The sequence below is a fragment of the Terrabacter aerolatus genome (genome assembly GCF_007991735.1).
Lineage (GTDB): Bacteria > Actinomycetota > Actinomycetes > Actinomycetales > Dermatophilaceae > Terrabacter > Terrabacter aerolatus.
This window is the reverse complement of the sequence record NZ_BJYX01000016.1, coordinates 20,906-46,072: the sequence shown is the minus strand read 5'-3', so window position 1 is coordinate 46,072 and position 25,167 is coordinate 20,906. Positions and strand designations below refer to the sequence as shown.

The 25,167-nt window shown below is 69.1% G+C and carries 23 protein-coding genes; 13 read left to right on the top strand and 10 right to left on the bottom strand.

All coding sequences use genetic code 11. From position 1 onward, the window contains the following. Positions 1-37: 37 nt before the first annotated feature. Positions 38-598, bottom strand: coding sequence for a CGNR zinc finger domain-containing protein (locus tag TAE01_RS14440; protein WP_147067518.1), 561 nt, complete (start codon positions 596-598; stop codon positions 38-40). A gap of 123 nt (positions 599-721) precedes the next feature. Here TAE01_RS14440 and TAE01_RS14435 point away from each other — a divergent pair, with 123 nt between their 5' ends. The 6 genes from TAE01_RS14435 to TAE01_RS14410 all read left to right on the top strand — a co-directional run bounded on the left by TAE01_RS14435 (position 722) and on the right by TAE01_RS14410 (position 7,463). Then, positions 722-1,768 carry an EamA family transporter gene (locus TAE01_RS14435; protein ID WP_147067517.1) on the top strand — a complete coding sequence of 349 codons (1,047 nt, stop codon included), beginning with the start codon at positions 722-724 and terminating at the stop codon, positions 1,766-1,768. Between the two features lie 272 nt (positions 1,769-2,040). Continuing rightward, positions 2,041-2,718, top strand: coding sequence for a 50S ribosomal protein L25/general stress protein Ctc (locus TAE01_RS14430; protein WP_147067516.1), 678 nt, complete (start codon positions 2,041-2,043; stop codon positions 2,716-2,718). A gap of 171 nt (positions 2,719-2,889) precedes the next feature. After that, the gene (pth, locus tag TAE01_RS14425; protein ID WP_147067515.1) at positions 2,890-3,483 is read left to right on the top strand and encodes an aminoacyl-tRNA hydrolase; all 594 of its coding nucleotides are present in this window, start codon (positions 2,890-2,892) and stop codon (positions 3,481-3,483) included. 375 nt (positions 3,484-3,858) lie between these two features. Beyond that, positions 3,859-4,434, top strand: coding sequence for a right-handed parallel beta-helix repeat-containing protein (locus TAE01_RS14420; protein WP_147067514.1), 576 nt, complete (start codon positions 3,859-3,861; stop codon positions 4,432-4,434). Between the two features lie 441 nt (positions 4,435-4,875). Then, on the top strand, positions 4,876-6,141 hold the full coding sequence (locus TAE01_RS14415; protein WP_147067513.1) for a right-handed parallel beta-helix repeat-containing protein: 1,266 nt from the start codon (positions 4,876-4,878) through the stop codon (positions 6,139-6,141). Positions 6,142-6,320: 179 nt separating this feature from the next. Beyond that, complete coding sequence (locus tag TAE01_RS14410; protein WP_147067512.1) at positions 6,321-7,463, top strand: glycosyltransferase family 4 protein; 1,143 nt, start codon at positions 6,321-6,323, stop codon at positions 7,461-7,463. On the opposite strand, the gene TAE01_RS14405 is transcribed toward TAE01_RS14410, so the two are convergent. The 4 genes from TAE01_RS14405 to TAE01_RS14390 all read right to left on the bottom strand — a co-directional run bounded on the left by TAE01_RS14405 (position 7,427) and on the right by TAE01_RS14390 (position 12,133). Then, positions 7,427-8,644 carry a glycosyltransferase gene (locus TAE01_RS14405; protein WP_147067511.1) on the bottom strand — a complete coding sequence of 406 codons (1,218 nt, stop codon included), beginning with the start codon at positions 8,642-8,644 and terminating at the stop codon, positions 7,427-7,429. The genes TAE01_RS14410 and TAE01_RS14405 overlap by 37 nt on opposite strands. After that, positions 8,641-9,537, bottom strand: coding sequence for an amidohydrolase family protein (locus TAE01_RS14400; RefSeq protein WP_246111369.1), 897 nt, complete (start codon positions 9,535-9,537; stop codon positions 8,641-8,643). Before TAE01_RS14400 ends, TAE01_RS14405 begins: the two co-directional genes overlap by 4 nt. A gap of 203 nt (positions 9,538-9,740) precedes the next feature. Beyond that, positions 9,741-11,237 carry an O-antigen ligase family protein gene (locus tag TAE01_RS14395; protein ID WP_147067510.1) on the bottom strand — a complete coding sequence of 499 codons (1,497 nt, stop codon included), beginning with the start codon at positions 11,235-11,237 and terminating at the stop codon, positions 9,741-9,743. A 2-nt stretch (positions 11,238-11,239) separates the two neighbouring features. Further along, a complete protein-coding gene (locus tag TAE01_RS14390; protein ID WP_147067509.1) occupies positions 11,240-12,133 on the bottom strand; it encodes a hypothetical protein in 894 nt (297 codons plus the stop codon). Positions 12,134-12,501: 368 nt separating this feature from the next. On the opposite strand from TAE01_RS14390, the gene TAE01_RS14385 reads away from it, so the two are divergent. The 6 genes from TAE01_RS14385 to TAE01_RS14360 all read left to right on the top strand — a co-directional run bounded on the left by TAE01_RS14385 (position 12,502) and on the right by TAE01_RS14360 (position 18,519). Beyond that, positions 12,502-13,491 carry a hypothetical protein gene (locus tag TAE01_RS14385; protein ID WP_222594139.1) on the top strand — a complete coding sequence of 330 codons (990 nt, stop codon included), beginning with the start codon at positions 12,502-12,504 and terminating at the stop codon, positions 13,489-13,491. After that, entirely contained in the window at positions 13,488-14,528 is a 1,041-nt protein-coding gene (locus TAE01_RS14380) for an NAD-dependent epimerase/dehydratase family protein (RefSeq protein WP_222594138.1), read from the top strand. Before TAE01_RS14385 ends, TAE01_RS14380 begins: the two co-directional genes overlap by 4 nt. Then, positions 14,525-15,754, top strand: coding sequence for a class I SAM-dependent methyltransferase (locus TAE01_RS14375; RefSeq protein ID WP_147067508.1), 1,230 nt, complete (start codon positions 14,525-14,527; stop codon positions 15,752-15,754). The genes TAE01_RS14380 and TAE01_RS14375 overlap by 4 nt, the downstream gene beginning before the upstream one ends. Positions 15,755-15,765: 11 nt before the next feature. Then, complete coding sequence (locus TAE01_RS14370) at positions 15,766-16,581, top strand: sugar phosphate nucleotidyltransferase (protein WP_147067507.1); 816 nt, start codon at positions 15,766-15,768, stop codon at positions 16,579-16,581. Further along, positions 16,581-17,249: a PIG-L deacetylase family protein gene (locus TAE01_RS14365; protein ID WP_147067571.1), complete on the top strand. Its 669-nt coding sequence runs from the start codon at positions 16,581-16,583 to the stop codon at positions 17,247-17,249. Before TAE01_RS14370 ends, TAE01_RS14365 begins: the two co-directional genes overlap by 1 nt. 172 nt (positions 17,250-17,421) lie before the next feature. Continuing rightward, a complete protein-coding gene (locus TAE01_RS14360) occupies positions 17,422-18,519 on the top strand; it encodes a class I SAM-dependent methyltransferase (RefSeq protein ID WP_186815216.1) in 1,098 nt (365 codons plus the stop codon). Between the two features lie 69 nt (positions 18,520-18,588). On the opposite strand, the gene TAE01_RS14355 is transcribed toward TAE01_RS14360, so the two are convergent. The 5 genes from TAE01_RS14355 to TAE01_RS14335 form a co-directional block, all read right to left on the bottom strand. Beyond that, the gene (locus tag TAE01_RS14355) at positions 18,589-19,494 is read right to left on the bottom strand and encodes a glycosyltransferase family 2 protein (protein ID WP_147067505.1); all 906 of its coding nucleotides are present in this window, start codon (positions 19,492-19,494) and stop codon (positions 18,589-18,591) included. Positions 19,495-19,567: 73 nt separating this feature from the next. Further along, complete coding sequence (locus TAE01_RS14350) at positions 19,568-20,470, bottom strand: glycosyltransferase family 2 protein (RefSeq protein WP_147067504.1); 903 nt, start codon at positions 20,468-20,470, stop codon at positions 19,568-19,570. Continuing rightward, on the bottom strand, positions 20,467-21,933 hold the full coding sequence (locus TAE01_RS14345) for a lipopolysaccharide biosynthesis protein (protein ID WP_147067503.1): 1,467 nt from the start codon (positions 21,931-21,933) through the stop codon (positions 20,467-20,469). Before TAE01_RS14345 ends, TAE01_RS14350 begins: the two co-directional genes overlap by 4 nt. Then, positions 21,933-22,823 (bottom strand): glycosyltransferase family 2 protein, encoded by an 891-nt coding sequence (locus TAE01_RS14340; RefSeq protein WP_147067502.1) that lies wholly within the window; start codon positions 22,821-22,823, stop codon positions 21,933-21,935. Before TAE01_RS14340 ends, TAE01_RS14345 begins: the two co-directional genes overlap by 1 nt. After that, positions 22,820-23,785, bottom strand: coding sequence for a glycosyltransferase (locus tag TAE01_RS14335; protein ID WP_147067570.1), 966 nt, complete (start codon positions 23,783-23,785; stop codon positions 22,820-22,822). Before TAE01_RS14335 ends, TAE01_RS14340 begins: the two co-directional genes overlap by 4 nt. A 14-nt stretch (positions 23,786-23,799) precedes the next feature. On the opposite strand from TAE01_RS14335, the gene TAE01_RS14330 reads away from it, so the two are divergent. Continuing rightward, positions 23,800-25,167: a glycosyltransferase family 4 protein gene (locus tag TAE01_RS14330; protein WP_246111366.1), complete on the top strand. Its 1,368-nt coding sequence runs from the start codon at positions 23,800-23,802 to the stop codon at positions 25,165-25,167.

Sequence of the window (25,167 nt, the reverse complement as noted above, 5' to 3'; positions counted from 1 at the left end):
GGCCCACGGCATACGCCCTCCGCTCGTGGTGGGGTCCTCAGGCGTGCGCGGCGCGGCGGGCGCGGTAGGCGGCCGTGTGGGCGCGGGCTGCGCAACCGCCCTCGCAGAAGCGGCGCGATCGGTTGCGGGAGAGGTCGACGACGACGTCGTCGCAGTCGGCGGCCTCGCAGACGCGCAGCCGGGCCAGCTCACCGGTGCGCACGACGTCGACGACGGCGATGGCGGCCTCGACGGCCATGCGCCGGGGGAGCGGCGCGCCCGCGGGGGTTGCGTGGACGTGCCAGCCGATGCCGTCGTGGTCGACGAGCTGCGGGAGGGCGCGGGCCTCGGTCAGCAGCTCGTTGACGAGACCCACGACCGCGGCCTCGTCGTGCTCCCAGAAGCCGCGCAGCCGGGGACGCAGGGCGCGGACCGCCTCGAGCTCGGCGGCGTCGCGGTCGAACCGCCCCGTCCACCCTTGGTCGCGGTAGAGGTCCTCGAGCTCGGCGACCGTCGTGAGCCGGTCGGGGGCGTCGTCGCCGGGCACCGAGCCGGGCATCGTGTTGACGAGTGCGGCGGCGGCCGTCAGGGCCAGATCGGTGTCATGGGTGAAAAGCACGTTGACTCCTGACAGTGGCGATCGCTACTGTCAGGACTGTAATCGGTTTCGGTGATGACGGTCGGATCCCGGACGCCCGGTCGACGGGGTGGGGCCGACCATGCGGGAGCAGTGAGGACGGACATGACGGATCAGGTCGAGGTCGGCACACCGGCAACGGTCGCGCCGGCCTCGGCGGGTGGAGCGGGCGTGGCGGCGCCCAGCTCCCGCGGGGCCCGTCACCCCCTCGTCGGGCTCGGCGTGGCCCTCGTGTCGGCCGCCGCGTTCGCCACGTCGGGAGCCTTCGGCAAGTCCCTGCTCGTCGGTGGCTGGTCTCCCGGTGCCGTCGTGACGATGCGGATCACCCTCGCCGCGCTCGTCCTGCTCGGTCCGGCGCTCTGGTCGCTGCGCGGTCGCTGGGCGGCCCTGCGGCGCAACGCCTGGGTCGTCGTCGGCTACGGCCTCACCGGCGTCGCGGGCTGCCAGCTCGCCTATTTCAACGCCGTGACGCACCTCTCCGTCGGGGTCGCGCTGCTGCTCGAGTACCTCGCGCCCGTCCTCATCGTCGGCTGGCTCTGGCTGCGCCACCGCCAGACACCACGTCGCCTCACGGTCGCGGGTGTGGCCCTGGCCGTGGCGGGCCTGCTCCTCGTCCTCGACGTCCTCGGCGGCGCGCACGTCAGCCCGGTCGGGGGGCTCTGGGGGCTCGGCGCCGCCGTGTGCCTCGTTCTCTACTTCCTGCTGGCCGACCACGTCGACGACGACGTGCCGCCGCTCGCGCTCGCGGGTGGCGGTCTCGCCGTCGGCGCGCTGTCCCTCGGGCTGGCCGGGCTCGTGGGGGTGCTCGACATGAGCCGTGGGGCGTCCCGCGTCCCGCTCGGTGGGGTCGTCGTCGACTGGTGGGTGCCCGTGCTCGTCATCGCGCTGGTGGCCGCCGCCTTCGCCTACGTCACGGGCATCGCCGCCGTGCGCCTGCTCGGCGCGAAGGTCGCCTCGTTCGTGGCGCTCACCGAGGTCCTCTTCGCCGTGCTCTTCGCGTGGCTCGTGCTCGCCGAGCTGCCCACGACGGTCCAGCTGCTCGGTGGGGTGCTCATCGTCGCCGGCCTCGTGGCCGTGCGGGCCGACGAGGCACGGGGCCCCCGGGCGACGGGCGAGGGCGGGCCGCTCAGCCAGCCCTGCCCGGCACCGTGACCGCGGCGGTGGAACGGGATTTCGTGCCCGGGGCCGGCGTCCCGTAAGATCGAGCAGTTGCCTCGGCGAGGGACGGTGCACGGCTGCCACGGCAGGGCGTGACGAGGTCCGTGATCGACGCGGTGGCCTGACGTGGAGCTCCATGGTCGGGTTCGCCTCTGCGTGCGGACCACACGACCGACCTGCTCCGTCACTGCCGATCACCGCGCGTCGTCCCGCGTCGAGGCCGACCACCCAGAGATCGCCTCATCCGAGATACCCAGGAGACCCCCGTGTCCGACAACACCAAGCTCGTCGCCGAGAAGCGCACCGACTTCGGCAAGGGCGCCGCGCGCAAGATCCGCCGCGCCGGCAACATCCCCGCCGTCATGTACGGCCACGGCACCGAGCCCGTGCACATCTCGCTGCCCGGCCACGACACGATGATGGCCCTCAAGCAGGCCAACGCCCTGCTCACCATCGTCATCGACGGCAAGGAGCAGCTCGCCCTCGCCAAGGACGTCCAGCGCGACGCCATCAAGCCGGTCATCGACCACGTCGACCTCGTCGTCGTCCGCAAGGGCGAGAAGGTCACCGTCGACGTCGCCGTGCACCTCGAGGGCGAGGCCGCTCCCGAGACCGTCGTCACGCTCGACCACAACTCGCTCCAGGTCGAGGCCCCGGCCACGAGCATCCCCGAGAACGTCGTCGTCTCCGTCGAGGGCCTCGAGGCCGGCACGCAGATCCTCGCCGGCGCCGTCGAGCTGCCCGAGGGCGCGACGCTCGTCACCGACCCGGAGGCCCTCGTCGTCAACGTGACGCAGGCCATCTCCGCCGAGGCCCTCGAGGCCGAGCTCGCCGAGGCCGAGGCCGGCATCGAGCGCGAGGAGTCCGACGAGGAGGCCGCCGAGGCCGCCGAGGGCGAGAACGCCGAGGGCGACGAGGACAAGGCCGAGGGCGACGAGGCCTGAGCCTCCCTTCGCGGCGCACCCAGCGCCCCGACACGCACGACACGCGTCCACGGGTCCCGTCCGAGCTCCGGCTCGGCGGGGCCCGTGCCCGCACCCTGACCCGATCGGGTCGGACTGCTCCCGACCCGCCGGACGCGACCACGCGCACCCACTCGCAACCACGAGGACACCATGGACACCTGGCTCGTCGTCGGGCTCGGCAACCCCGGACCCGGCTACGCCGGCAACCGGCACAACGTCGGCGCGATGACGGTCGACGAGCTCGCGGGCCGCGCCGTCGGGGGCCGAGCGACCCTCAAGGCGCACAAGGCCGCCCGCGCCCGGGTCGCCGAGGCGCGCCTGCGCGTGGGCGGTCCCAAGGTCGTCCTCGCGGTGCCGTCCCTGTTCATGAACGAGTCGGGATCGGCCGTCGCCGGCCTCTCGAAGTACTACGACGTGCCGGCCGAGCGCGTCATCGTGCTCCACGACGAGCTCGACATCGACGCGGGGCTCGTCCGGCTCAAGCTGGGCGGCGGCGAGGGTGGCCACAACGGCCTGCGCTCGGTCTCCCGCTCCATCGGCACGCGTGACTACCTCCGCGTCCGCCTCGGCATCGGCCGTCCGCCCGGTCGCCAGGACCCTGCCGACTTCGTGCTCAAGGACTTCTCGAAGGCCGAGCGCACCGAGGTGCTGCCGTTCCTCGTCGACGAGGGCGCCGACGCCGTGGAGGCGCTCATCGACGTGGGGCTCCTCGACGCGCAGCAGCGTTTCCACGCCCCACGCTGATCGACTCCGGAGCCGGACGCGACGTGACATGCTCGTCGGGCGAGCCGGGTTGACTGGCCGCGGGGGGTCCGAGGAGGTTCTGGGGTGGCGAACGTGTGTGGGCGTACTCTTCTCGTGCTGACTCTCGTGCTGACTCTCGTGGTGACCGCGGCAGCGGCCTGCAGCGCCCCTGTCAGTGCCCCGGTCATTGGCTCGGCCCCGATCTCCACCACGGAAAAGGGAGCGCCGCGACCCTGCGCCCTCAAGCCCGGGCCGAGCAACACCGGCGCGACCGGGACCCTGGAGCCGGCCGGCTCCAACATCGTCCTATCGGACGGCCAGCACCTCGAGAATGCGATGGTGTCGGGCGGTCTGACCGTGGAAGGTGACGATGTCGTGGTCGACAACGTCTCCATCGCCGGCAACGTCCTCGTGTTGGGGCGTCGGGCCACTCTCACGCACGTGTCGGCCAGGGGAATCGCGATATCAGGCGCCTCCAAGGTGTCGGTCTCGTACGCGCAGATCCGCGACAGCGCCGAGGACGGCATACACGTCACCTCTGATCGCGGACCCGTCTCGGATGTCGTACTGGCCTACAACTACGTCCATGCGCCAGACGTTCCCTACGACGCGCACTACGACGGCACGCAGGTGAGGGGTGCCGAGCGCCTGGTCATCAGCTGTTCGACCTACGACCTCGGGGTCTGGAAACCGCAGTACAACGCGGCCATCTACCTCGAGAACGCCAACGGCGGCGTCCGGGACGTGCGCATCGCGGACAACTGGATCAACGGTGGCGGCTACGCGCTCATGCTCGACGGGGACCGGGTCCTCCTCGACGGCAACACGTTCGGTGACGACGCACACTGGGGCCTGTGTGAGGCGAAGGCGTCCTTCACCCGGGGTCAGGCGCCGAGGATGCGGGCCAACGTCGACGCCCGCGGACGAGCCCTCACCCCCTGTGGCGCTTGAGGTCTCAGGTCACTCTGATGTGGTGGGGCCAAGATTCTCAGCAAACATTTGGTGCCCGATTTATCACGGTATAGCGGGTCTTCAGATGCCCACAAAGCGGACATAAAGGTGCATGGATCGACTCCGGGGGGCCGGCTCGACTTGACCCGGAGTGGGAGCGCCCGCATGATAAAGAACCGTCGAGACCACCGCAGCGTTGTTGTAATTCTGTTGCTCAGTCTTGATGTTTTTGTGATCTCTTCCGCGATGCCAAGGTGCTGAGCCCGCTCGGCCTGATCGAGGCAAGCCAAGTCCTCGACAGTGACGTGACACTCGCCGCGTTCCCTTCGGCCGTCCGGCTGTCCGATCGGCTCCCGTGCCGACGCTGGGTCGTGAAAACCGGAAGTCCCTCCCTGTCGCACTGCATTCCGCGTGGTGCGATTCCCTCCAAGGAGTTCCCCTATGTCCCTCAATGCCCTAGCCCGCGTGGCCAGGACTCGAACCATTCGCACCGTCACGGGTCTTGTGATCCTGTCCGGTGGCGTCGTCTCCACCGCCGCCTGCAACCCGGTCGACTTCCTCCAGGCGGCCGCACCGGGTGCGATCTCTCAGCAGAGCGCGACAGAGCTGGAGGCAGCGCTCAAGGGTCATGTCTCGCCCGAGACCATGGACGAGCTCGACAAGGCACTCAAGGACGGAGTGTCTGCCGACACGCTGCTTGCCATGGGAAGCGATCTGCGGAGTCGCATCTCGCCCAAGGCGGCGTCCGAGCTCTCGGCAGCGACCGCGGAACTGGTGCGGTCCGGCTACGTCAAGGTCGAGAACGGTCGCTTCTTCTGGGTCGGACCGGCGGGAGCCTCCTCCACACCCACGCCTACCGGTACGCCGACCCACACCTCGACGCCGACCCAGACCTCGACGCCGACCCAGACCTCGACGCCGACCCAGACCTCGACGCCGACCCAGACCTCGACGCCGACCTCGACGCCGCCCGCCCCGTCCGGTTCCTGCGCCAAGCCCGGAACGGGCAACACCGGAGCTTCCGGCTCCCTCGGGTCCTCGTCGATCACCAACGCCTCGACCGACGGTCAGGTGATCCAGAACGTTGCGATCAGCGGTGGCCTGGAGATCAGTGCCGACAACGTGACCCTCCGCAACGTTCGCGTCGACGGCGGGGTCCTCGTCACCGGCCGCAACTCAACGATCGACCACGTCACCGCCACCGGCATGGCGTTCTCGGGCGCCGTCGGGACCAAGGTGCAGTACAGCGACATCTCCAACAGCCCCGAGGACGGCCTGCACGTCACGTCTGACCGTGGCCCGGCGTCCAACATCACGCTGTCGCACAACTACATCCACGCGCCGAACGTGCCGAGCGACGCTCACTACGACGGGCTGCAGGTGCGTGGTGTCGACGGACTCACCGTGGACTGCAACACGTTCGACACCGGCGCGTACAAGCCGATGTACAACTCGGTGATCTACCTCGAGGACGCCAACGGCGGCGACCGTAACATCACGGTCTCCAACAACTGGCTCAACGGCGCCGGTTACACGCTCATGCTCGACGCCACCAACCTGCGTGTGACCGGCAACAAGTTCGGCGACGCGGAGCACTGGGGTCTCTGCGACAACCGCGCCAACTCCGGAGGCACGGCCGCCTTCACGAGCAACGGCAACGTCCGCGAGGCCACCGGCCAGCCGGTGAACCTCTGCGGTCAGGGCTGAGCGGAAACACGACGCACTCCGTTGATCGGGGTCGAAACCACGGGTGGTGCCCTCCTCATGACGGGGGGGCGCCACCCGCTTGCGTCATTCGGTAGTCCAGACCGCCGACGTCGTGCATCATCGTCCCAACGCGGCTCTTGGATCTGGACCGCAGGGCCAGCGGCAGGGGGTGGCATGGCATGCACGTGCTGGTGAGCTTCCCGCACCCGCTCGGTGGCCCTGGAATAGGGACCACGGCGTGGAACCAAGCGGTCTCCCTCGCTGGTGCCGGTGCCCGTGTGACCGTCGTCTGCAGCCGGGTGGCGCGCAGCCTGCCCCCGGACTCGGGAATCACCGTCTGGTCCTCCATGGGTCCCGTCCGCCCCCGGATGGTCGGGATCGAGCGGGCTCACGACTGGCACGACCGCTTCACGGCCCGGGTGACCCGGCGGGTACGCCCGGACGTCGTGCACTGTTGGCCGCGAGCCGTGCTGCACACGGCCCTGGCAGCCCGAACGGTGGGAGCCGCCGTCGTGCGAGAGGCTCCGAGCCCGTACACACGGGTGGCAATCGATCAAGCCGCGGCAGCCTGGGCGCAGATGGGACTTCAGCCCCCCGCGGGCCACTTCCACCGCCCCAGCCCACGCTCGGTGGCCTTGGAGGACGAGGAGTTCGCTGTCGTCGACCTCGTGCTCGTCGGATCGCCCGCGGCCCGTGCCAGCTTCGAGAGGGCTCCGTTCCCGGTCCGTGTCGACGTGGTCCCCTACGGCTACGACCCGACGCGTTTCCGCCCGTCGGTCGACCGGGTGCCGTTGGATCCGCCCACCGCAGTGTTCGTCGGCCGGTGCGAGCCGGCCAAGGGGATCCACGTGCTGGCCGCGGCGTGGTCCTCGGCGCGTCTGCCGGAAGGTGCGCGCCTGCTGCTCTGCGGTGACGTCCGCGCGGATGTCCGCCACCGCCTCGCGGCCCTGTTCGCCGATCCGCGCGTGGAGCACACCAGCCACAGGCCCGACGTCGAGTCGGTGCTTGCTCGCGCCGACGTCCTCGTGCATCCGAGCTTCACCGAGGGCAGTGCGCTCGCCGTGTACGAGGCCATCGGGTCCGGGGTCGTGCCGCTCGTGTCCGACGCGAGCGGGGCGCCGGGCGGTGTGGGCCTGGTGCATCGCACCGGCGAGACGGCGCAGCTGGCTGCGCACCTGGAGGACGCCTTGGGGGATGTGGTGGCCTTCACGGGGCTGCGACAGACCGTCCTCGACGAGGCGCCCTCCTGGTCCTGGTCTCAGGCCGGGGCGCGGCTGATCGACTCCTACGAACGGGCGATGCCGTCGTCATGGAGAACGTGACGACGCCACACGGCGTAACGCGCGTCCCAGTCGTTCTTGCTGATCCACTCCGCCCGTTCGGACGCGGTGGGGCGAGGCCGTGACGCCGCGTGGCGGATCGCCCCGGCCCAGTCCTCGCCGGGAGCGACGAGGAGGCACTGGTCACTGATGCCACGCATCGGTGGCAGGTCGGTCGCCACGACGTGCGCACCCGCCGCCACGTACTCGAAGATCTTCAGCGGGCTCATCGCCCGGGTGAGTGGCGTGTCCCGGTGCGGCACGAGGCAGACGTCTGCCCGGGCCATCATGGCGAGCACCTCACTGCGTGGCTGACGCCCCCGCAGATGCACGTTCGGGAGCGCGGCCACCTCGGCAAAGTGCCCGGGGCTCGCGAGGTGGCCGACGAGCACGAACGTCCAGTCCGGCAGGGCGCGAGCCGCCTCGAGCACCGCGGTGACGTCGACACGCTCCTCGAGCGTTCCCGCGTACAGCGCGACCGGTCCGGGTAGGTCCGCGAACCACGGGGGCGAACTTCCGTCGCCTTCGACGTCCTCGCGCGCGACGGCGTTCGGGACCACGCTGCTGCGCGGTGCGCCGATTCGCTCCACGATGCGCTGCGAGACGGCGAGGACGGCGACGTCGCGACGCGCGATCTCGGCGTACGCCCACTCGATCGTCGACCACCACGCACCGAACGGTTCGAACGCGGCCCAGTCGTCCCAGCCGTAGTAGATGACGTCTGCCCACCGGTCCCGGTCCGCGCACGCCGCGTGAATCGGCTGTGTCGTCACGAGAACGGGTCGTCGAAGGCCGGCCGAGGCGGCCCGCTTCGCCAGCCACGCGTCGAGGCGCTCGTATCCCCGGACCGCGGCCCGGACCGAGACGGGATCACGGCGCCTGAGCCGAAGGGGGTGGACGAGAGTCCGACCAGCGCCCCGGGGGAACTCCTGGGCGCGCCCGATCGGGTGCCGGCGCAGCAGAGAGGCGACGGACCGCACGGGGTCGGCCACGAGCACGTGCGCGATGCCCGGGTCCACCAGGGCCCGCTCGAGCATCCGGTCCGCCGACCAGGACATCTCGTGGTCGATGGCGTCGGCCCAGGTGAGGAATCCGAGGCTGACCACGAGATCGCGGCCGAGTGAGCGAGGTGACACGGTGGGGCCCGGCTCTCGGGCCGAGCGCGGTGTGCGTTCTTCGCTCACGGCCGGCCCAGGATCCGTCGCGCGTTCTCCGCGTAGACGCTTCGCAGGACGTCATCGTCCAGCTCCAGGCCATAGATCTGCCAGCGCCCTTGGAGGGGCTGTCCGCTCGTGTACGGGAAGTACTCGTCGGCCGTCTCCAGGGCGCGGAACCAGACCCGCATCTCGGCCGCAGACGGCGGGTACGCGTCGGTGCCGAAGAGCACCCGGTCGGCGTACCGGGTGAGGAAGGCGGCGGCCGCTCGCGGCTGGCGGCCCAGCTCGGCCAGCCGCGCGGACGTGTCGAGGTGGAGGTTCGGGTGCTCGTCGAGCAGCCTGGCACACGCTGCCAGGTCGTCGCCCCAGTTGGCCAGGTGCGCCGCCACGAAGGTCGTGTCCCGGAACCCGGCGAGGACGCGCTGGAACTCGTCGAGCAGCTGCCCGAAGTCCGGCGTCCCTGACCTGTGGAGTTGCAGTCGTGGGTGCCGTCGCAGCTCCTCCACCCTCTCGTTGTGGCGATCGGGACGGGTGAAGAACGCCCGCGGCTCGGCAACATGGATCAGAACTGGCCGGCCGGCGTCCGCGGCGGCCGCCCAGACCGGTTCCAGACGTCGGTCATCGACAGCGACGCGTCCACGGCTCGCGTCGGTCACCGACAACCCCAGGTCCTTCCAGACCTTGACGCCCCCGGCGCCGTTGTCGAAGGCTCGCCGGAGCATGCGTAGGCCCGCAGCGTGGTCTTCGCCCAGCAGGAGGGGGTAGTTGAGGTGGGTGAAGGTCACAAAACGGCCGGGATGGCGCCGGTCGTATCTCTCGAGGTTCTCGTCGAGGTCGCCGGACCGTCCGTCGAGGTTGACGATCGTCTGGACACCGAGCTCGTCCATCCGCTCCACGAGCGCATCGACGTCGGCAACCATCCACTCATCCGACGCGGTGAGCCAGCGCCCGAGGTGGTTGTGGAAGTCGACGACCGGAAAGCGGGGTCGCAGTACGGGCGTCGACGGAGGCCGGAGCATGCTCCGGGGGGCCCAGTCGGAGAGCCGCGGCGTGGGACGCAGCGCTCGCTGGGCCCTCTTGGCGGCACGGACGAGGACCTGCCGCGGGACGCGTCGGGCTGATGTCACGCCGGGATCCGGCTCAGGACCTCGGTCGGGCGATCCGCCGAGCTCTGCGGAGCACGGGGTCCGACCGACGCGGCGGTTCGATCCTTCGCATACGACCACACGGCGCCGATGCACCCGAGCAGCAGGAAGAGCAGGAAGCCGGTCTGGTAGAAACTCAGCTCGTCGTAGGTGCCGGACGATGCCGCGAGCGCAGCGACGCTGGCGAGCATGGCCTGGCAGAGGCTCCGTTCATGCACGTCGGTGAGCCGGCGCCTGGCGCCCCTGGCGCATCCCATGCCCGCGATGTAGAGCAGGATGAGAGCGGTCAGGACGAGCAGGCCGCCTTCGATCAGCGACCCGAGGTACTGGTTGTCGAGGTAGAAGTACTGCAGGGGTTGGAAGGTGCCCAGACCTCTGCCGAAGATCCAGTGGCCGTCGAGCAGCGAAGGAATCTTGGCGTAGTCCTCCGTCCGCCCCGAGATGCTCGGGTCTGCGCTGCCGACCGTGATGAGGCTCCGGATCGTGCCCAGCAGGCCCGGGACGACGAAGCTGAAAGCCAGCAGGCCGGCGACCCCGAGCACGGCAAAGTTGAAACGCATGCGAGGCGCCAACGTCGCCCCGTACACGACCAGGCCGACGACGATGGCGAGGATGCCTGATCGTGAGACGGTCATCGGGACCACCGCGAGGATGAGCGCGAGGGACGCGATGCTCGTATGTCTGGCCCGGCGGGTCTTGCCGTGGATCGCGAAGTGGACGGCGAGGGGGACGAGGGCCGCGAGGGCGACGGCATACTCGATCGGGTGCGCCGCAGCCCCGTCGACACGCTGGAAGCCCGAACGCTGTCCGTTGATGATCTCCGTGTTCGTCGTGAAGATCGGGACCTTCATCACGGTCCGGTAGTTGAAGCTGGCGCTGAAGAACTCCATGATGCCGATGAGGGCGGCTCCGCCGCCGACCCAGACGATGCGCTGAAGCACCTTGCTCACCTCACCGACGCTGGCCAAGCCGTCGCACGCGAGAATGGCGATCCCGATCATCGCCAGGAGCGGGAAGATCGCCCGGGTCGAGCCAGCGGCCTCCGCTGCGGTGACCGGCCGCATCATCGCGGCTGCCAAAGAGACGCCCGAGACCACAACGTAGCCGAAGATCGTCCACCGGATCGGGTGGCTCGGACGCGCAACGATCAGAGCCAGCACCCGCCCGGCGCCCCACAGGGTCAGCGCCGCCAAGCCACCGAGCAGGGCGGGGTTGCCGACCGACTTGAGCGGTCCGACGAGGACATAGTTCTCGGGGACGAGGTAGAGGACGAAGAAGACCAGCGTCAGAACGGCTGCGGGGCTTCGATCGACGACGCCGAAACCGCCGATCACGGCCGCCGCCAGCAGCAGGGACATGGCCCCGACGGTCATCGCGGACGTGACGGTCACGCGCTCCTGCACCAGCATCGTGAGGATGATGAGCGACACGGTCAGCGCGAGTCCGATGACCCCCCAGTGCAAGACTCGTCGCATGGTCAGGTGCGCGAGGACCCGCCGCTAGCCGCGGAGGCGGTCTCCCAGATGTCGTCGCCCCCCGCACCGGTGGGCTCGGTGGGCTCGGTGGGCTCGGCGACCTCGGCGACGTTGGAGGGTGCGGTGGCAACGATCGGAGCCGGCTGAGGCGTCTCATCCTGTGGGTCCGTGACAGAAGGCGCCGATGCGTTCCCCGTGGGGATCCCCTCGGCGTCCGCAGCCGTGGCAGCGTGCCTGGACGCTGGCTTGCGTGACTTGCGCCGACGCGTCATCAACCGGTCGACGAGGATCGACAGTGCGGCAGCGGCGAGGATCCCGACCCCCACGACCGCCGCGATGAGTTTCGACGCGGAGGCCGGTGGCAGCATGCTCAGCTCAGTCCCGATCGTCAGGAAGGTCGTGAACTGCCCATCCCTCGGCACGCCGGCGCGGTCCTGGATCTCGGTCGTCTTCTTGGCGGTCGCGGCGATGACGCGGTCGACAGTCGCACGAACGGCCTTGGCGTCCGTGCCGTACGCAGTGACGGTGATCGACTGCTTGTCCGGAACGACGTATGCCGAGAACCGGGAGCCGTTCGAGGCCTCGGTCTGGGGCACGCCTGAGGTGGTGTCACCCGCGAGCTCGAGCTGTGTCCTCGGCGAGTTGAGATCGGCCAACACGGCTTCATACAGGAGCGAACCACCGTTGCCTGCAAGCGGATTCCGAGAGATCGGGCTGTCCGGACTTGCCTTGGACGCCGGGGAAGCCTCGTAGATCAGCGCGATGCTCGAGCTGCCCGAGTACTCGACCGTGCGGTCCTGTGAGAGTCCGACTCCCACCACGGCAGCCAACAGGACGATGGGTACGCCGACATACCAGCGCCTCAGACACACCTTGAGGACGTCGAACGCATCCACACTCCACCCCTTTGCCACGAACGCCGGTCTGGCGATTTCGACGGTACCTCGCGTTCTGGACGGTCGTGGACGAAATCGGAAGAGTCCTGAGGTGCCGACGCAGGGCCGGGGTTCCGGGAGGGGCCCGCCCGGCCGAATTGCAGGTTCCGACCACGCCGCCTCGGCCCCGGCGGTACGTTGACGTCGTCCGCGGGCCTCTTGATGGGGCAGGTGGTGGGTGGGGGTCATGTCTCGTTGCGGACGACCTGCACCTTTTCGACGCAAATGGGGGGCCATTCATGCACACATCCGAGTCACCTGCCGACGGTGCAGGCGGCAGGCAGCTACGTCGCGGGGACCGGGTCCGCATCCGTCCGGTCCGCGACATCATGGCGACGCTCGACGAGCACGGGGACGCCGACCGGCTTCCGTTCATGCCGGAGATGCTTCGATTCTGTGGCGGCGATTTCACGGTGTCAGCCCGGGCCGACAAGACCTGCGACACCATCAACATCACGGGCTGCAGCCGCGAGATGTCCGACACCGTCCACCTCGAGGGCCTGCGCTGCGACGGGTCGGCCCACGGCGGCTGCCAGGCCGGCTGCCTCCTGTTCTTCAAAGAGGAGTGGCTGGAGCGGGTTGCTCCGGAGGGCGTCCCCGTAAACCCGGGTCAGCGTGGCACCGGCCGCGAGGCGGCTGACGTGACCGTTGTCTCCGACGCCGGCCACGGTGCGCAGGGCCGTGCGGTCACGGACGCGCAAGCCGTCCTCGCGGAGCACACGATGCAGGACGACGCCCACTACCGCTGCCAAGCCACACAGCTCCTCGATGCCAGCCGGCCGCGAACGGGGATGCGTCACTGGGTCACGGACATCAGAACGAGGAACGCACCCCTGCCGCTCGTGCTCAAGGCCATGGGTATCGCGTTCCTCGACCGCTACCAGCGGTTCTCTCGGCACCGGCTGCCCGGCTGGGCCCAGATTCGTGGCGGGGAGGAGCTGCCGGTCGTCCGGGGGCGAGCGGACAAGCCGGACCTGGTGTCCCTCGACCTGCAGCCGGGTGACTGGGTGGAGATCAAGAGCAGGTCGCAGGTCATGGACGAGCTCGACACCAACCAGCGCAACCGCGGTCTCTGGTTCGACCGCGAGATGCTGCGCTACTGCGGCCAGCGCGCCCAGGTGGTCAAGCGCGTGGAACGACTGATCGACGAGAAGACCGGGCGAATGCTCACGACCAGGACGCCGAGCCTCATCCTCGACGGAGTGGTCTGCGGCGGCGAGTACCACTACCTGTGCCCGCGCAAGGACTATGCGTTCTTCCGTGAGGCCTGGGTGCGACCTGTCCGTCCGACCGTCACCGGGGAAGGGGAGACATCATGATGCGGATCCTTGTCACAGGGGACCGGGGGTACATCGGGACCGTTCTCGCCCCGTTCCTCCGGCGGGCCGGACACGAGGTCGTCGGCCTCGACGCCGGCTGGTACGACGGCTGCGACTTCGGGTCGATGCCGGATGTCGGCACCAGCCTCACCGCGGACGTCCGGGACGTGACGCCGGGCATGCTCGAGGGATTCGATGCCGTCATCCACCTCGCGGCGATCTCCAACGACCCGATCGGGCATCTGGACCCCGGAGTCACCTTCGGCATCAACACCGAGGGAACCCTCCACGTCGCCAGGGCCGCCAAGGCGGCCGGCGTGGGCCGTTTCGTCTTCGCCTCCTCGTGCTCGTTGTACGGCTCGGGAGGCTCGGTGGCGCTCGCCGAGGACGCAGCGTTCCAACCCGTCACGCCCTACGGGGAGAGCAAGGTCCGCGCGGAACAGGGACTGTCGGCCCTCGCCGACGACGACTTCAGCCCGACGTACATGCGCAACGCGACGGCTTACGGCTCCTCGCCGCGGCTGCGCGCCGACATCGTCGTCAACAACCTCACCGGCACAGCGTTCTGTCGCGGTGAGGTGCGGCTTCAAAGCGATGGCTCGCCCTGGCGACCTCTCGTACACATCGAGGACATCTCACGTGCTGTGCTCGCCGCGCTGCAGGCGCCCCGCGAGAAGGTCCACGACGAGGCGTTCAACGTTGGCGTCGACCGCGACGTCGTCCAGGTTCGTGACATCGCGAACCAGGTCTCGGCGATCATGGGTTGCGGGGTCACCTTCGCCGAGGGTGCCGGTGCAGACGTTCGCGACTACCGCGTGGACTTCTCCAAGATCCACGACGTCCTCGACTTCGACCCGCAGTGGTCGATCGACAAAGGCATCAGGGAGCTCGCGACCGACATGAGTCAGCGCGGACTGTCCGTGGAGGACTTCGAGGGGCCACGCTTCGTCCGCCTCGAACGGGTGCGCCAGCTCATGGAACTCGGCGTGATGTCTCCCGACCTGCACCTCGACACGGTTGGAGTGAGTCACGCGTGAGCACGCCACAGTGCCGTCTCTGCGGCCACGAGCTGACCGTCACCTTCGTCGACCTCGGGATGTCGCCACCGTGCGAGAGCTACGTGGCCGGCGAGGCGGCTGACGCCGGTGAGATGTTCTACCCGCTGCACGTCCGGGTCTGCGAGGAGTGTCTGCTCGTCCAGCTTCCGACCTACGTGGCCGCGGAGGACATCTTCACCGACTACGCCTACTTCTCGTCGTACAGCACCTCTTGGGTGCAACACGCCAAGGACTACGTCGACCTGGCACGGAAGCGGCTGTCCCTGGACGGTAGCTCCTTCATCGTCGAGGTCGCGAGCAACGACGGCTACCTCCTGCAGCACGCAGTGGCCGCAGGTATTCGCTCGGCGGGCATCGAGCCCGCCGCCAACGTCGCCGAGGCAGCGCGCGCCAAGGGGATCGACACCACCGTCGCCTTTCTCGGCGAGCGCACCGGCAGGGAGTTCGCGACCACCCACGGACAGGCCGACCTCGTGGTGGCCAACAACGTCTTCGCCCACGTTCCCGACATCGTCGACTTCGCCAAGGGGCTGCGGGCTCTGCTGGCCGACGACGGCACGCTGACCATCGAGATCCCGCACCTCCTGCGCCTGATCGAGGGGCGGGAGTACGACACCATCTACCACGAGCACTTCTCCTATCTCTCGCTGCTGACCACCCAATGCGTCCTGGAGGCTGCTGGACTCCGGGTCGTCGACGTCGAGGAGTTGACCACTCACGGTGGATCGCTCCGGACGTGGTCGATGCCGATCGAGAGCGCGGATGCGCCGAGCGAGCGGGTCGCCGAGGTTCTCGCAGCGGAGGCAGAGGCCGGGTTGCACACGCTCGAAGGCCATATCGGGTTCTCCGAGGCCGTAGCGGCTGCACGCAATGACCTGGTGGAGTTCCTCGTGGAGTGCTCCCGCAAGGGCGCCACGGTCGCGGGATACGGCGCGCCGGGCAAGGGGAACACCCTGCTCAACCACTGTGGTGTCCGGACCGACCAGCTCCGCTTCACCGTCGATCGCAACCCGATGAAGCAGGGGATGCTGTTGCCCGGTACACGAATCCCGATCCACGCGCCCGAGCGGCTCGAGCAGGAGCGGCCGGACTACATCCTCATCCTGCCCTGGAACCTTCGCACCGAGATCGCCGAGCAACTCGCGTACACACGCGAGTGGGGTGCCCAGCTCGTCGTTCCGTTGCCACACCTCGAGATCTTCTGAAGGAGCGGACGATGAAGGTGGTGCTGTTCTGCGGTGGGTACGGAATGCGGATGCGGTCAGGGTCCGAGTCGGCCCCGAAACCCATGACGCCCATCGGTGACCGCCCCGTGCTGTGGCACATCATGCGCTACTACGCGTACTTCGGTCACACGGAGTTCATCCTGTGCCTCGGCTATGGAGCTCAGGCGGTCAAGGACTACTTCCTGCACTACGAGGAGACCGGCTCGAACGACTTCGTGTTCCGCGACGGGGGACGCGACATCGAGCTGCTCGACACGGATACGAGCGACTGGAAGATCACGTTCATCGACACCGGCGACCGCACCGAGATCGGCGAGCGGCTCCGCAGAGCAAGGCCGTATCTCGAGGGTGACGAGATGTTCCTTGCCAACTACGGCGATGTGTTGACGAACGCGCCGCTGGACCACGTGGTCGACCGCTTCAAGGCGAGCGACGCGGTCGGGTCTTTGCTGGCGGTCAAGCCCCAGGCGTCCTTCCACGTCGTCCACGTCGACGAGGAGACCGGGCAGGTCAAGGGTTTCCAGTCCGCCGCCGATCTACCGCTCTGGATCAACGGAGGGTTCTTCACCCTCCGACAGGAGATCTTCGACTACATAGACGAAGGTGAGGACCTCGTGGGGCACGGGTGTGCGCGGTCGGCGGCGGATGGACGCATGATGGCCATCCCGTACCGAGGTTTCTGGGCGCCGATGGACACGCTCAAGGAACGCACCTACCTCGAGGAACTCCACCGGGCGGGTCAGGGGCCGTGGATGCTCTGGAAGCACCCGGAGTCGGTGGGATCGCTCGACGCCACGTCGTCGTGATGGTTCCCTTGTCGCTGCCCCACGGACCCCTTCGGGTCCTGTGTATCGCAGCCCATCCCGATGACATCGAGATCGGCTGTGGGGCGACGCTGTTGGAGCTCGCTGCCACGCGACGGGCGCGGGTGCACAACGTCGTGCTGTCCGGTACCGCGGAGCGGCACGAGGAGGCGGCGCGGGCGGCGGAGCTGTTCCTCGGGGGCTCCCTCGAGGAGCTCGTGACCCATTCGCTGCCTGACGGACGGCTGCCCGCCCACTGGGCCGAGGTGAAGGCGATCCTGGAGTCCGTGGCGACGAGAGTGCGCCCCGACCTCATCCTCGCGCCCCGGGTGGATGACGCCCATCAGGATCACCGGCTCCTCGGTTCCCTGGTCACCACGGTGTGGCGCGACGCCCTGGTCCTGCGTTACGAGATCCCGAAATGGGACGGAGACCTCGGTCGGCCGACCCACTACGTCCCGGTCACGCCAGAGGTGGCGCGGCGGAAGGTCGAGCTGCTCGCCACCGCCTACCCGTCACAGACCGAGCGCGACTGGTGGGGCGAGGAGCTGTTCCTCGGCCTCATGCGGGTCCGCGGCGTCGAGTGCAGGTCGGCCTACGCCGAGGCGTTCTTCGTCGACAAGGCACTGCTCACCGTGGGTGGGACACCGGGTGCCGAACCCGAGGCCTGACCCGGCTGCTCCCCGGGCCGCCACCCCCGTCGCAGCGGTGACGCCACGGCAGGACTCCACCGTGGGCCCGGACGGTGGGACGCGCTCGCGGACGCGCGACGTCTGCCTTGTGTGCGGCAGGCCTGGAGGCACACCCGTCCACCGGCTCACGTCGGTTCCGGCCAGCAGCACCGTGCTCCTCGCGACGCGGCAGGAGGCTCTGTCCATCGCTACTGGAGAGATCGACCTGCGGTTGTGTACGTGGTGCGGGCATCTCGCCAACCGGGCGTTCGACCAGGGCCTCGCCGATCGCGCAGCGGCCTTCGAGGACTCCCAGGCGTTCTCGGGCACGTTCCGACGATACGCCGAAGACCTCGCGCGCCGCTGGGTCGCGGACGCACGAGCGCAGGGTGGCTGTCTCGTCGAAATCGGTTGTGGTCGTGGCGAATTCAGTCGACTGTTGGTCGGTGCCGGGGCAGCTCGAGTCGTGGCCCTGGACCCCACACTCCGCCTCGATCGTGTCGGCGACGACTCCGGAGGGGCCGTCGAGTGGCGCGCCGAGACCTTCGGGCCGGGATCCCAGCTGCCGGCGGACTGCCGCGGTGTCGTCATGCGCCACGTCCTGGAGCACGTGGCGGATCCCGTCTCCCTGCTCACGGCCGTACGCACCGCGCTGACGGCAGGTGGCGGGCCCCCGGGCCGCGTCCTGGTCGAGGTCCCGGACACGTGGCGCATCCTCCACGAGGGCGCCTTCTGGGACGTCTACTACGAGCACTGTGGCTATTTCACAGGCGACTCGCTGCGGGCGCTGTTCGAGCGATGCGGGTTCCGTGTCGAGTCGGTGGACGTCGTGTACGGCGCCCAGTACGTCCTCATCACCGCGCGCGTCGGCGATGTGCCAATCCTCGAGCCTTCACATGAGTGGGTCGAGGGGCTGGAGCGCGCTGCAACTCGATTCACCGAGCAGGTGGACGGGGCAGTGGCCCACTGGCGCGGGATCGTCGGCCAAGAGGTCCGACGCGGTCGCGATGTGGTCCTCTGGGGCTCCGGGTCGAAGCCAGCAGGGTTCTTGGCGCACCTGGCGGGCATCTCGGGGATCAGTCGGGTCGTCGACATCAACCCGCACAAGCACGGACACTTCATGCCGGGTACCGGTCAGCGGATCGTCGGTCCGGGGGAACTGGTGGGGAGCGCGCCCGACCTGGTCGTGGTGATGAACCCGGTCTACCTCGAGGAGATCCGTCTGGAGCTGCGGGGGCTCGGGATCCACCCCGGGATCGTGGCGCTCTGAGCGGCCCGGTGGGGCCGGGACGGCTCCGAGACGGCTCCGAGACGGCGTGGGCGCGGCCGCGGCTCCTACTCAGAGGAGCCGTCGCACGCGCTGCTCGCCTCGGATCCGGACCTCTCCTCCGATGACTCGCCAGCGACGCTCCGCGGCAACCCACCCCGCAACCACTCGCAGGCACCGGAGCCGCTCCTCCGTCGGGAGGGAGGCCTCCGCGATGGCCCGCAGGTACCCTCGCAGCAGGGCCGACTGCGGCATGGGGAATGCCGTGCCGCGTGCCGGGTCGAACCACGCCGCGATCTGCTCGGGGGTCCGACCCGGCACCGATGACTCGGCGTGTCGGCGGTTGTAGAAGAGCCGCTCCGGAACGTGCACCCACCGTCCCCGCAGCGCGAGCTCGACGAGCAGCACGTCGTCTCCGGCGTTGATGTTCTGCAACAACCGGGTCGAACGCAGGACCTCCGTGCGCATGAGGCCGTAGATCGGGTAGCACATGTGCAGGAGGCTCTCGTGCGTCGGCCGTCCGAGCAGCGAGCTCAAGCGGACGCTCGCCGGCCCCTCCGGGGCAGCGAGGTCGTTGCGGTACTCCGAGGTCACCTCGCCGGTTTCGTCGATGACATAGGTCTGGGGCCAAGCCAGCACCGCGCCCGGGTCGGCGTCGAGCGCCCCCACGCAGGCCGAGATGCAGGCCGGATCGAGGCGGTCGTCGTACGAGTACCAGCGGAAGTACTCGCCCTTGGCCTGGTGCACGACGTAGTTGTGGTTGAAGGCGGCACCTCGGTTCACCTCGTGCCGGTGGTAGCGGACCTGCTCGTACGTCGCGGCGAACTCGCGGCAGATCTCCTCGGTCGCGTCGGTGGACCCGTTGTCACTGACGACGATCTCCAAGGGCTGGTGCGTCTGTGCCACGGCGGACGACAGCGCCTCCGAGAGGTACTTCTCCCCGTTGTAGACGGGCAGGCCGATCGAGACGAGTGTCATCTGTCCTCCTGGTGGTTGTCGGTCGCGGTTCGGTGTGCGTGAGCGCGGCTGTCCGGGTCTCTGTGGCCACCGCCTAGAGGTAGAGGACGCGTTGGTCGACGCTTCCCTCGACGTGGCCGACGGCTTCGCCCAGAAGCGTGAACCAGAGGTAGCGTCGCTCCTCCCCGAGGACGACGTAGGGGCTCCGGGACAGCAGCCACCACACGGTTCGCAGGGCACGCCGTGCCGGGCGACGGCGTGCCCCGGCGCCGCGGAAGCGTCGGTAGAGCACGGCCTCCGCCGCCTTGTAGCGGCGGGTCTGGTGGTAGACGCCGAGGGGGGTGCCGCGGAAGCGGTAGTGCAGGACCGCACCGGGGGCGACGGCGAGGGTGTGCCCGGCCAGCTGCGCGCGCCACGAGAAGTCCACGTCCTCGCAGTGCCGGAGAGTCTCGTCCCATCCGCCGAGCTGCTGGAACAGCTCACGTCTTACGAGCAGGTTGCCCGACGGTGCGTACGGCAGAAAGCCAGCAGGTCCATCGGGCAGGCGGTCGACGAGCGCCGCACCTCCCCGGGCGTGCGCCATGGCCGGCGTGTTGAGGGTGTCGACCCGAATCGCACCGGCAACGAGGTCAGCGTGCCCACGGCTGGCATGCAGTGCGGCGAGCCACCCGGGCTCGACGACGTCGTCGGCATCGCAGAAGGCGAGCCACTCGCCGCGGGCTGCCGCGGCCCCGACGTTCCGGGCGTGACCCGGGCCCCCGCGATCAGAGGCGTCGACGATGCGCAGGTCGAGCACGTCCTCGCGGCATCTGGCGATGTCCATCGAGGCGTCGGTGGACCCGTTGTCGGCGAGGACGACCTCCCATCGACCGGGAAAAGTCTGACGAGCAAGGGCCTCGAGCTGCTCCGCGATGTGGGCAGCGGCGTTGAAGACAGGAACGATGACCGACACCTCGACCCGACCATGAATCTCCGTGTCGGGACCGGTGCCGCTCATGTCGGTCGTCGGGACTTCAGGGCCGCGATCGCCTCAGGGAGCGCCGGAGGTCTGACCAGGGCAACGAGCCCGACATACGTGACCGTCCCGACGGCCATCCCCGTCGCCAGTACGGCGATGTCGGACCAGCCCGCTCCTCGGGTCAGCGTGTTGGACGCGACGACGGCCCCGACCATGGCGATGGTGAGCGCGGCCTGGACGACGAGGTCGCGCAGGAACGTTCGCAGGCGCAGGTCGATGAAGTGGAAGGCGAGTGCGAGTCCGAAGGGGGTCAGAACCAGGGTGCTGAGTGCGTACGCCGAGGCGACGCCGACCACGCCCCAGCGCAGGCCGACGATCTCGGCGCCGATGACGAGAACGCCGTAGAGGATTCCCCACCGCAAGATCCACCGCGTCTGGCCCTTCGCCATCAGGAGCTGGCTGGAGTTGGAGGTCACCGACATGACGGCGGCCAGCGGTCCGAGGACCCAGACGAGGGGGATCAGGTCGCGCCACTGCTCACCGAAGAGCACCGGCACCAGGGGATCCGCGACCGCGGCCATCCCCGCCATGGCCGGAAAGGTCACGAGCGCCACGACCCTGCTCATCCGGCGAAAGCCTGCCGCGACGGCCGCGTTGTCGTCCTGGCGGCGTGAGAAGGCCGGGAAGACGACCTCGCTGACGACGCTGCCGACCGACTGCATGGGGTTCATGACCGTACGCTGCGCCAAGGCATAAGCACCGAGCGGAGCGGTGCCGAGCGCTCGGCTGATCAGGACCTTGTCGGCCTGGGTGAACGCGAAGTACATCAGGTTGGAGCCGAAGAGGTTGAGGCTGTAACCCATGATGCCGCGCAGGCTGCGGTAGTCCGCCGACCGCGACGGCCGCCAACGGCTCAGCCGCCACGACGTGACGGTTCCGGCGGCCGTGCTGGTGACGGCCCCGAGGACAAGGGCCCAGGCGCCCATACCGATCAGGGCGGCGCCGATGGCGACCACGGCATTGGTCAGCGCCGAGATCGTCGTGACCCATGCGGCGTCCCCGAACCGCAGCTCACGTCGGAGCAGCGAGTTGTGGACGTGGCCCAGGGAGCCGATGATCACGACCGACGACATCGCCTGCAGGAACGGGGTCGCCGACGTGCTCCCGAGGAGGCTGCTGAGTGGGGCGGCAAGGAAGAAGACGGCCAGCGTCATCACCAGGCCGATCGCGATGTTCAGCCGGAAGACGGCATTGGTCAGCGAGTCGCTGATCGTCTCCTGCTGGATGAGCGCCGAGCCGGTTCCGGCATCCTTGAACTGGTCCATGAGCATCGTGATGACGAGGGCGATCGCGACGACGCCGAAGTCGTCGGGGACGAGGAGACGAGCGAGGACGATGTTGGTCAGCAGGCGACTGCCCTGGGTGGCGATCTGAGCCAGTGCGGTCAACTTGGTGCCGTGCGCGACAAGGGTGCTCGTCGCGACGTTGGCCGTCGGGGCCATCAATGCTCCGTTCTCAGGCGGCTGCTGTCGTCGCGGAGCCACGCGACACCGCCCTTGCTGCGTCGCGCCCGCAACGCCGCCAGACGGCACCAGCCGGTGACGGCGACGAACGTGACGACCTTCGGGAACATCGACGGCTCGGCGATGAGCAGGTCGGTGACGAACGCAAAGGATTCTCGTCCCGTCGTGGTCTCCTTTCCGAGCAGGCTCGCCAGCTGGTGATTCCCGTAAGCGCCGCGAGTCCGGCGGCGGACGAGGTACTGGACACGCGTCGGGGCCCACACGTGGGACGTCGCCGTGGAGACGATCACACGCTCCTCCGGAGTGAACGAGTGGTGGACGAGCAGGTCATCGCCCATGACGTCCTGACGTTGGGAGACGTGGCCATGTCCCTCGCGACTCACCACGATCACGCCCCGACCGTAGAGGCCCGTCCGGACGGCTGGGAGCAGTTCCCAGACGGCGTGGTACCACCTCACGAGCACGTCGGACCCGTCGAGTTCGAGCACTCGCTCGGGCGCCGCGGCAAGCACTCCGGGGCGGTTGACCGCTCGCACCAGGTCGGCAACCGAGCGGCGGTCGATGTAGACGTCGGCGTCGACGTAGAGCCGGGGAAACGTCGTCGCGGTGCGATCGCCGAGGTCGAGTGCGATCGCCTTGCTCGCCACCGGCGTCTCGACCACTGCGACATCGGGGTAGCGCTCTCGCACGAGACGTGCCGTCCCGTCCGAGCAGCCGTTGCACGCGACCACGATCTCGAGATCGAGGGGCGTCGTTTCATCGGAAGGCCTTGTGCCGCTCGTGAGCTCGTCGAGAAGGCGCTGGATCACCGACGCCTCGTCGTGGGCGGGGATGACGACCGATGCCCGCAGGGCAGCTGTCACGGTCATCGCGCGCCACTCGCTTCTGTCGCCGCAGGCTGCGTCTGTTGCAGGGTGGCGATGATGTGGCCGGCCGCACGTGAGCCCGTGCACAGCGCCCGGAAGGACGCGCGCGACCGCTGTCGGCCGACGGCGGCACGGGCACCCTCGCCGGCGAGGAGCGCCGCGTGGAAGGCTGCGCCGCGCACCGGCCCGGACCTGGCCCGGAACAACCTGAGGCGATTGACCACGAGCAGGCTCCACAGGGCGGGGGAGGCGTGCGACTCGCCGCCTCGGTGCGTGCACACCGCATCCGACACGTACCGCACGGCATACCCTGCGTCGCGGCTGCGGAGGCAGAAATCGGTCTCCTCGGAATAGAGGAAGAAGCGCTCGTCCCAGGGGCCCACCACCTCGAGGCACTCCCGCGACACGGCCATCACGGAGCCCGTGGCCCATGTGGTCTCGCAGTCGTGCGCGTACACGGTTCGGTTGCCGACGACCTCGCACCACGCGGGAAAGCGTTCGGCCCGGTTGCCCCCGAGCACCGCCTCTCCCCATGCCCGTCTGACCGTGGGCTCATGTCGCAGGCTCCGCTGGAGCGCTCCGTCCGGTGCCATCTGCCGGGGGACGGCGATGCCGGTACCGGGCTCCTCGAGCGCGGCGAGCAGCTTCGTGACGCAGCCCTGCCCCAGTGCGACATCGGGGTTGAGCACGACGACCGCACTGCCTGCTTCGGAGGCCGCTACGCCGACGTTCACAGCTGCCGCGTAGCCGGCGTTGCATCCCGTACCGATGACCTTCGCATCGGGACGGTGTGCGGCGACGAGATCGACCGTGTCGTCACGAGAATCGTTGTCGACGACGAGGATCCGCCAGTTCGGTGTCCCTTCGAGGCCAGCGTCCAACGACGACAACAGGTCCACGACATGGGCCCCGCTGTTCCACGTGACGACGATGAGCGTGACTGCTGCGTGCGTTCCCCCCTGCATGCCTTCGATTCTGCTTGAGCCTGCGGTCCCTGTCCGTGCTTTCGGCTCAACTGACAGTTCCCCGGACATCGGACCCGGTGGCTGGCAGACTGACGCCGAATGACAGTCGAGGGGGGCAGATGTCCGATCGTGCTCGTGTTCTCATCATCGTCCAGAACCTGTCGGTGCCGATGGATCGGCGGGTGTGGCTCGAGTGCCAGGCGCTCGTCGCCGAAGGCCACGAGGTGAGCGTGATCTGTCCCAAAGGACCGGGGGACGCGGCTCACGAGGAGCTCGCAGGCGTCCACATCCGCCGGTACCGGCCGGCCCCGCCCGTCCGGGGTGCCCTCGGCTATGCGTACGAGTTCGCCTACTCGTGGCTGCGCACGGCGTTGCTCTCGGTCAAGGTCCACCAGCGCTGCGGCTTCGACGTCATCCAGGCCTGCAACCCGCCGGACACGTACTGGTTGCTCGCTCGTCTCTGGCGCCGAAGCGGGGTTCGCTTCGTCTACGACCAGCACGACCTGAATCCGGAACTCTTCCTGTCGCGGTTCGGCACGCCCAAGGGGTTGTCCGGTCGCATCCAGTACCGCGGGCTGCTCTGGCTCGAACGCCAGACGTACAAGACTGCCGACCACGTCATCTCGACGAACGAGTCGTACGCGTCGATAGCACGGTCGCGAGGCGGCAAGGCGCCCGAGCAGGTCAGCGTCGTGCGCAGTGGCCCGGACACCAGCCGGATGAAGCCGGAGGAGCCGGACCTCTCGCTGCGCGAGGGCGCCGACAGCCTCCTGGTCTACCTCGGGATCATGGGCCCCCAGGACGACGTCGACCAACTGCTGCTGGTCATGGACGAGCTGGTGAACCGTCGTGGTCGGGGGAAGGTCAGGCTGGCGCTGCTCGGCTTCGGCGACTGCCTGGACGAGCTCAAGGCCCAGGCCATCGAACTCGGCCTCGAGGGGAACGTCCAGTTCACCGGACGCGTCGGGCTACCTGACATCACCCGCTACCTCAGCACGGCCGACATCGGGCTCGGCCCGGACCTGAAGACGCCGCTCAACGACCTCTCCACCATGAACAAGACCATGGAGTACATGGCGTACGGGCTCCCGACGATCTCCTTCGACCTCCGGGAGGTTCGCTGCTCGGCAGGGGAGGTCGGGATCTACGTCGAGTCCGGCGACGTCGCTGCGTTCGCCGACGAGGTCGAGAAGCTTCTCGACGACCCGCAGCGGCGTGCACGACTGGGAGCCCTGGGGAGACAGCGCGCCGAGGACGTGCTCGACTGGCGGGCCCAGGCGGCTGTCTACACGTCCGTGTACAGCGAGTTGGGCGCGGGGCAGTCCTCCGCGTCCGGCCACGACGCGACGGTGGTCGCCGAGTCCATGAGTGCTGGGGACTGA

Coding starts and splice junctions, on each gene's coding strand:
- TAE01_RS14400 (WP_246111369.1), bottom strand. CDS start 9,537: ATGGTTGCCGACGTCGATGCGCTCGTGGAGCGGATGGACGAGCTCGGT.
- TAE01_RS14370 (WP_147067507.1), top strand. CDS start 15,766: ATGAAGGTGGTGCTGTTCTGCGGTGGGTACGGAATGCGGATGCGGTCA.
- TAE01_RS14340 (WP_147067502.1), bottom strand. CDS start 22,823: ATGACCGTGACAGCTGCCCTGCGGGCATCGGTCGTCATCCCCGCCCAC.
- TAE01_RS14350 (WP_147067504.1), bottom strand. CDS start 20,470: ATGAGCGGCACCGGTCCCGACACGGAGATTCATGGTCGGGTCGAGGTG.
- TAE01_RS14355 (WP_147067505.1), bottom strand. CDS start 19,494: ATGACACTCGTCTCGATCGGCCTGCCCGTCTACAACGGGGAGAAGTAC.
- TAE01_RS14395 (WP_147067510.1), bottom strand. CDS start 11,237: ATGCGACGAGTCTTGCACTGGGGGGTCATCGGACTCGCGCTGACCGTG.
- TAE01_RS14335 (WP_147067570.1), bottom strand. CDS start 23,785: ATGCAGGGGGGAACGCACGCAGCAGTCACGCTCATCGTCGTCACGTGG.
- TAE01_RS14345 (WP_147067503.1), bottom strand. CDS start 21,933: ATGGCCCCGACGGCCAACGTCGCGACGAGCACCCTTGTCGCGCACGGC.
- pth (WP_147067515.1), top strand. CDS start 2,890: ATGGACACCTGGCTCGTCGTCGGGCTCGGCAACCCCGGACCCGGCTAC.
- TAE01_RS14410 (WP_147067512.1), top strand. CDS start 6,321: ATGCACGTGCTGGTGAGCTTCCCGCACCCGCTCGGTGGCCCTGGAATA.
- TAE01_RS14415 (WP_147067513.1), top strand. CDS start 4,876: ATGTCCCTCAATGCCCTAGCCCGCGTGGCCAGGACTCGAACCATTCGC.
- TAE01_RS14365 (WP_147067571.1), top strand. CDS start 16,581: ATGGTTCCCTTGTCGCTGCCCCACGGACCCCTTCGGGTCCTGTGTATC.
- TAE01_RS14385 (WP_222594139.1), top strand. CDS start 12,502: ATGGCGACGCTCGACGAGCACGGGGACGCCGACCGGCTTCCGTTCATG.
- TAE01_RS14435 (WP_147067517.1), top strand. CDS start 722: ATGACGGATCAGGTCGAGGTCGGCACACCGGCAACGGTCGCGCCGGCC.
- TAE01_RS14380 (WP_222594138.1), top strand. CDS start 13,488: ATGATGCGGATCCTTGTCACAGGGGACCGGGGGTACATCGGGACCGTT.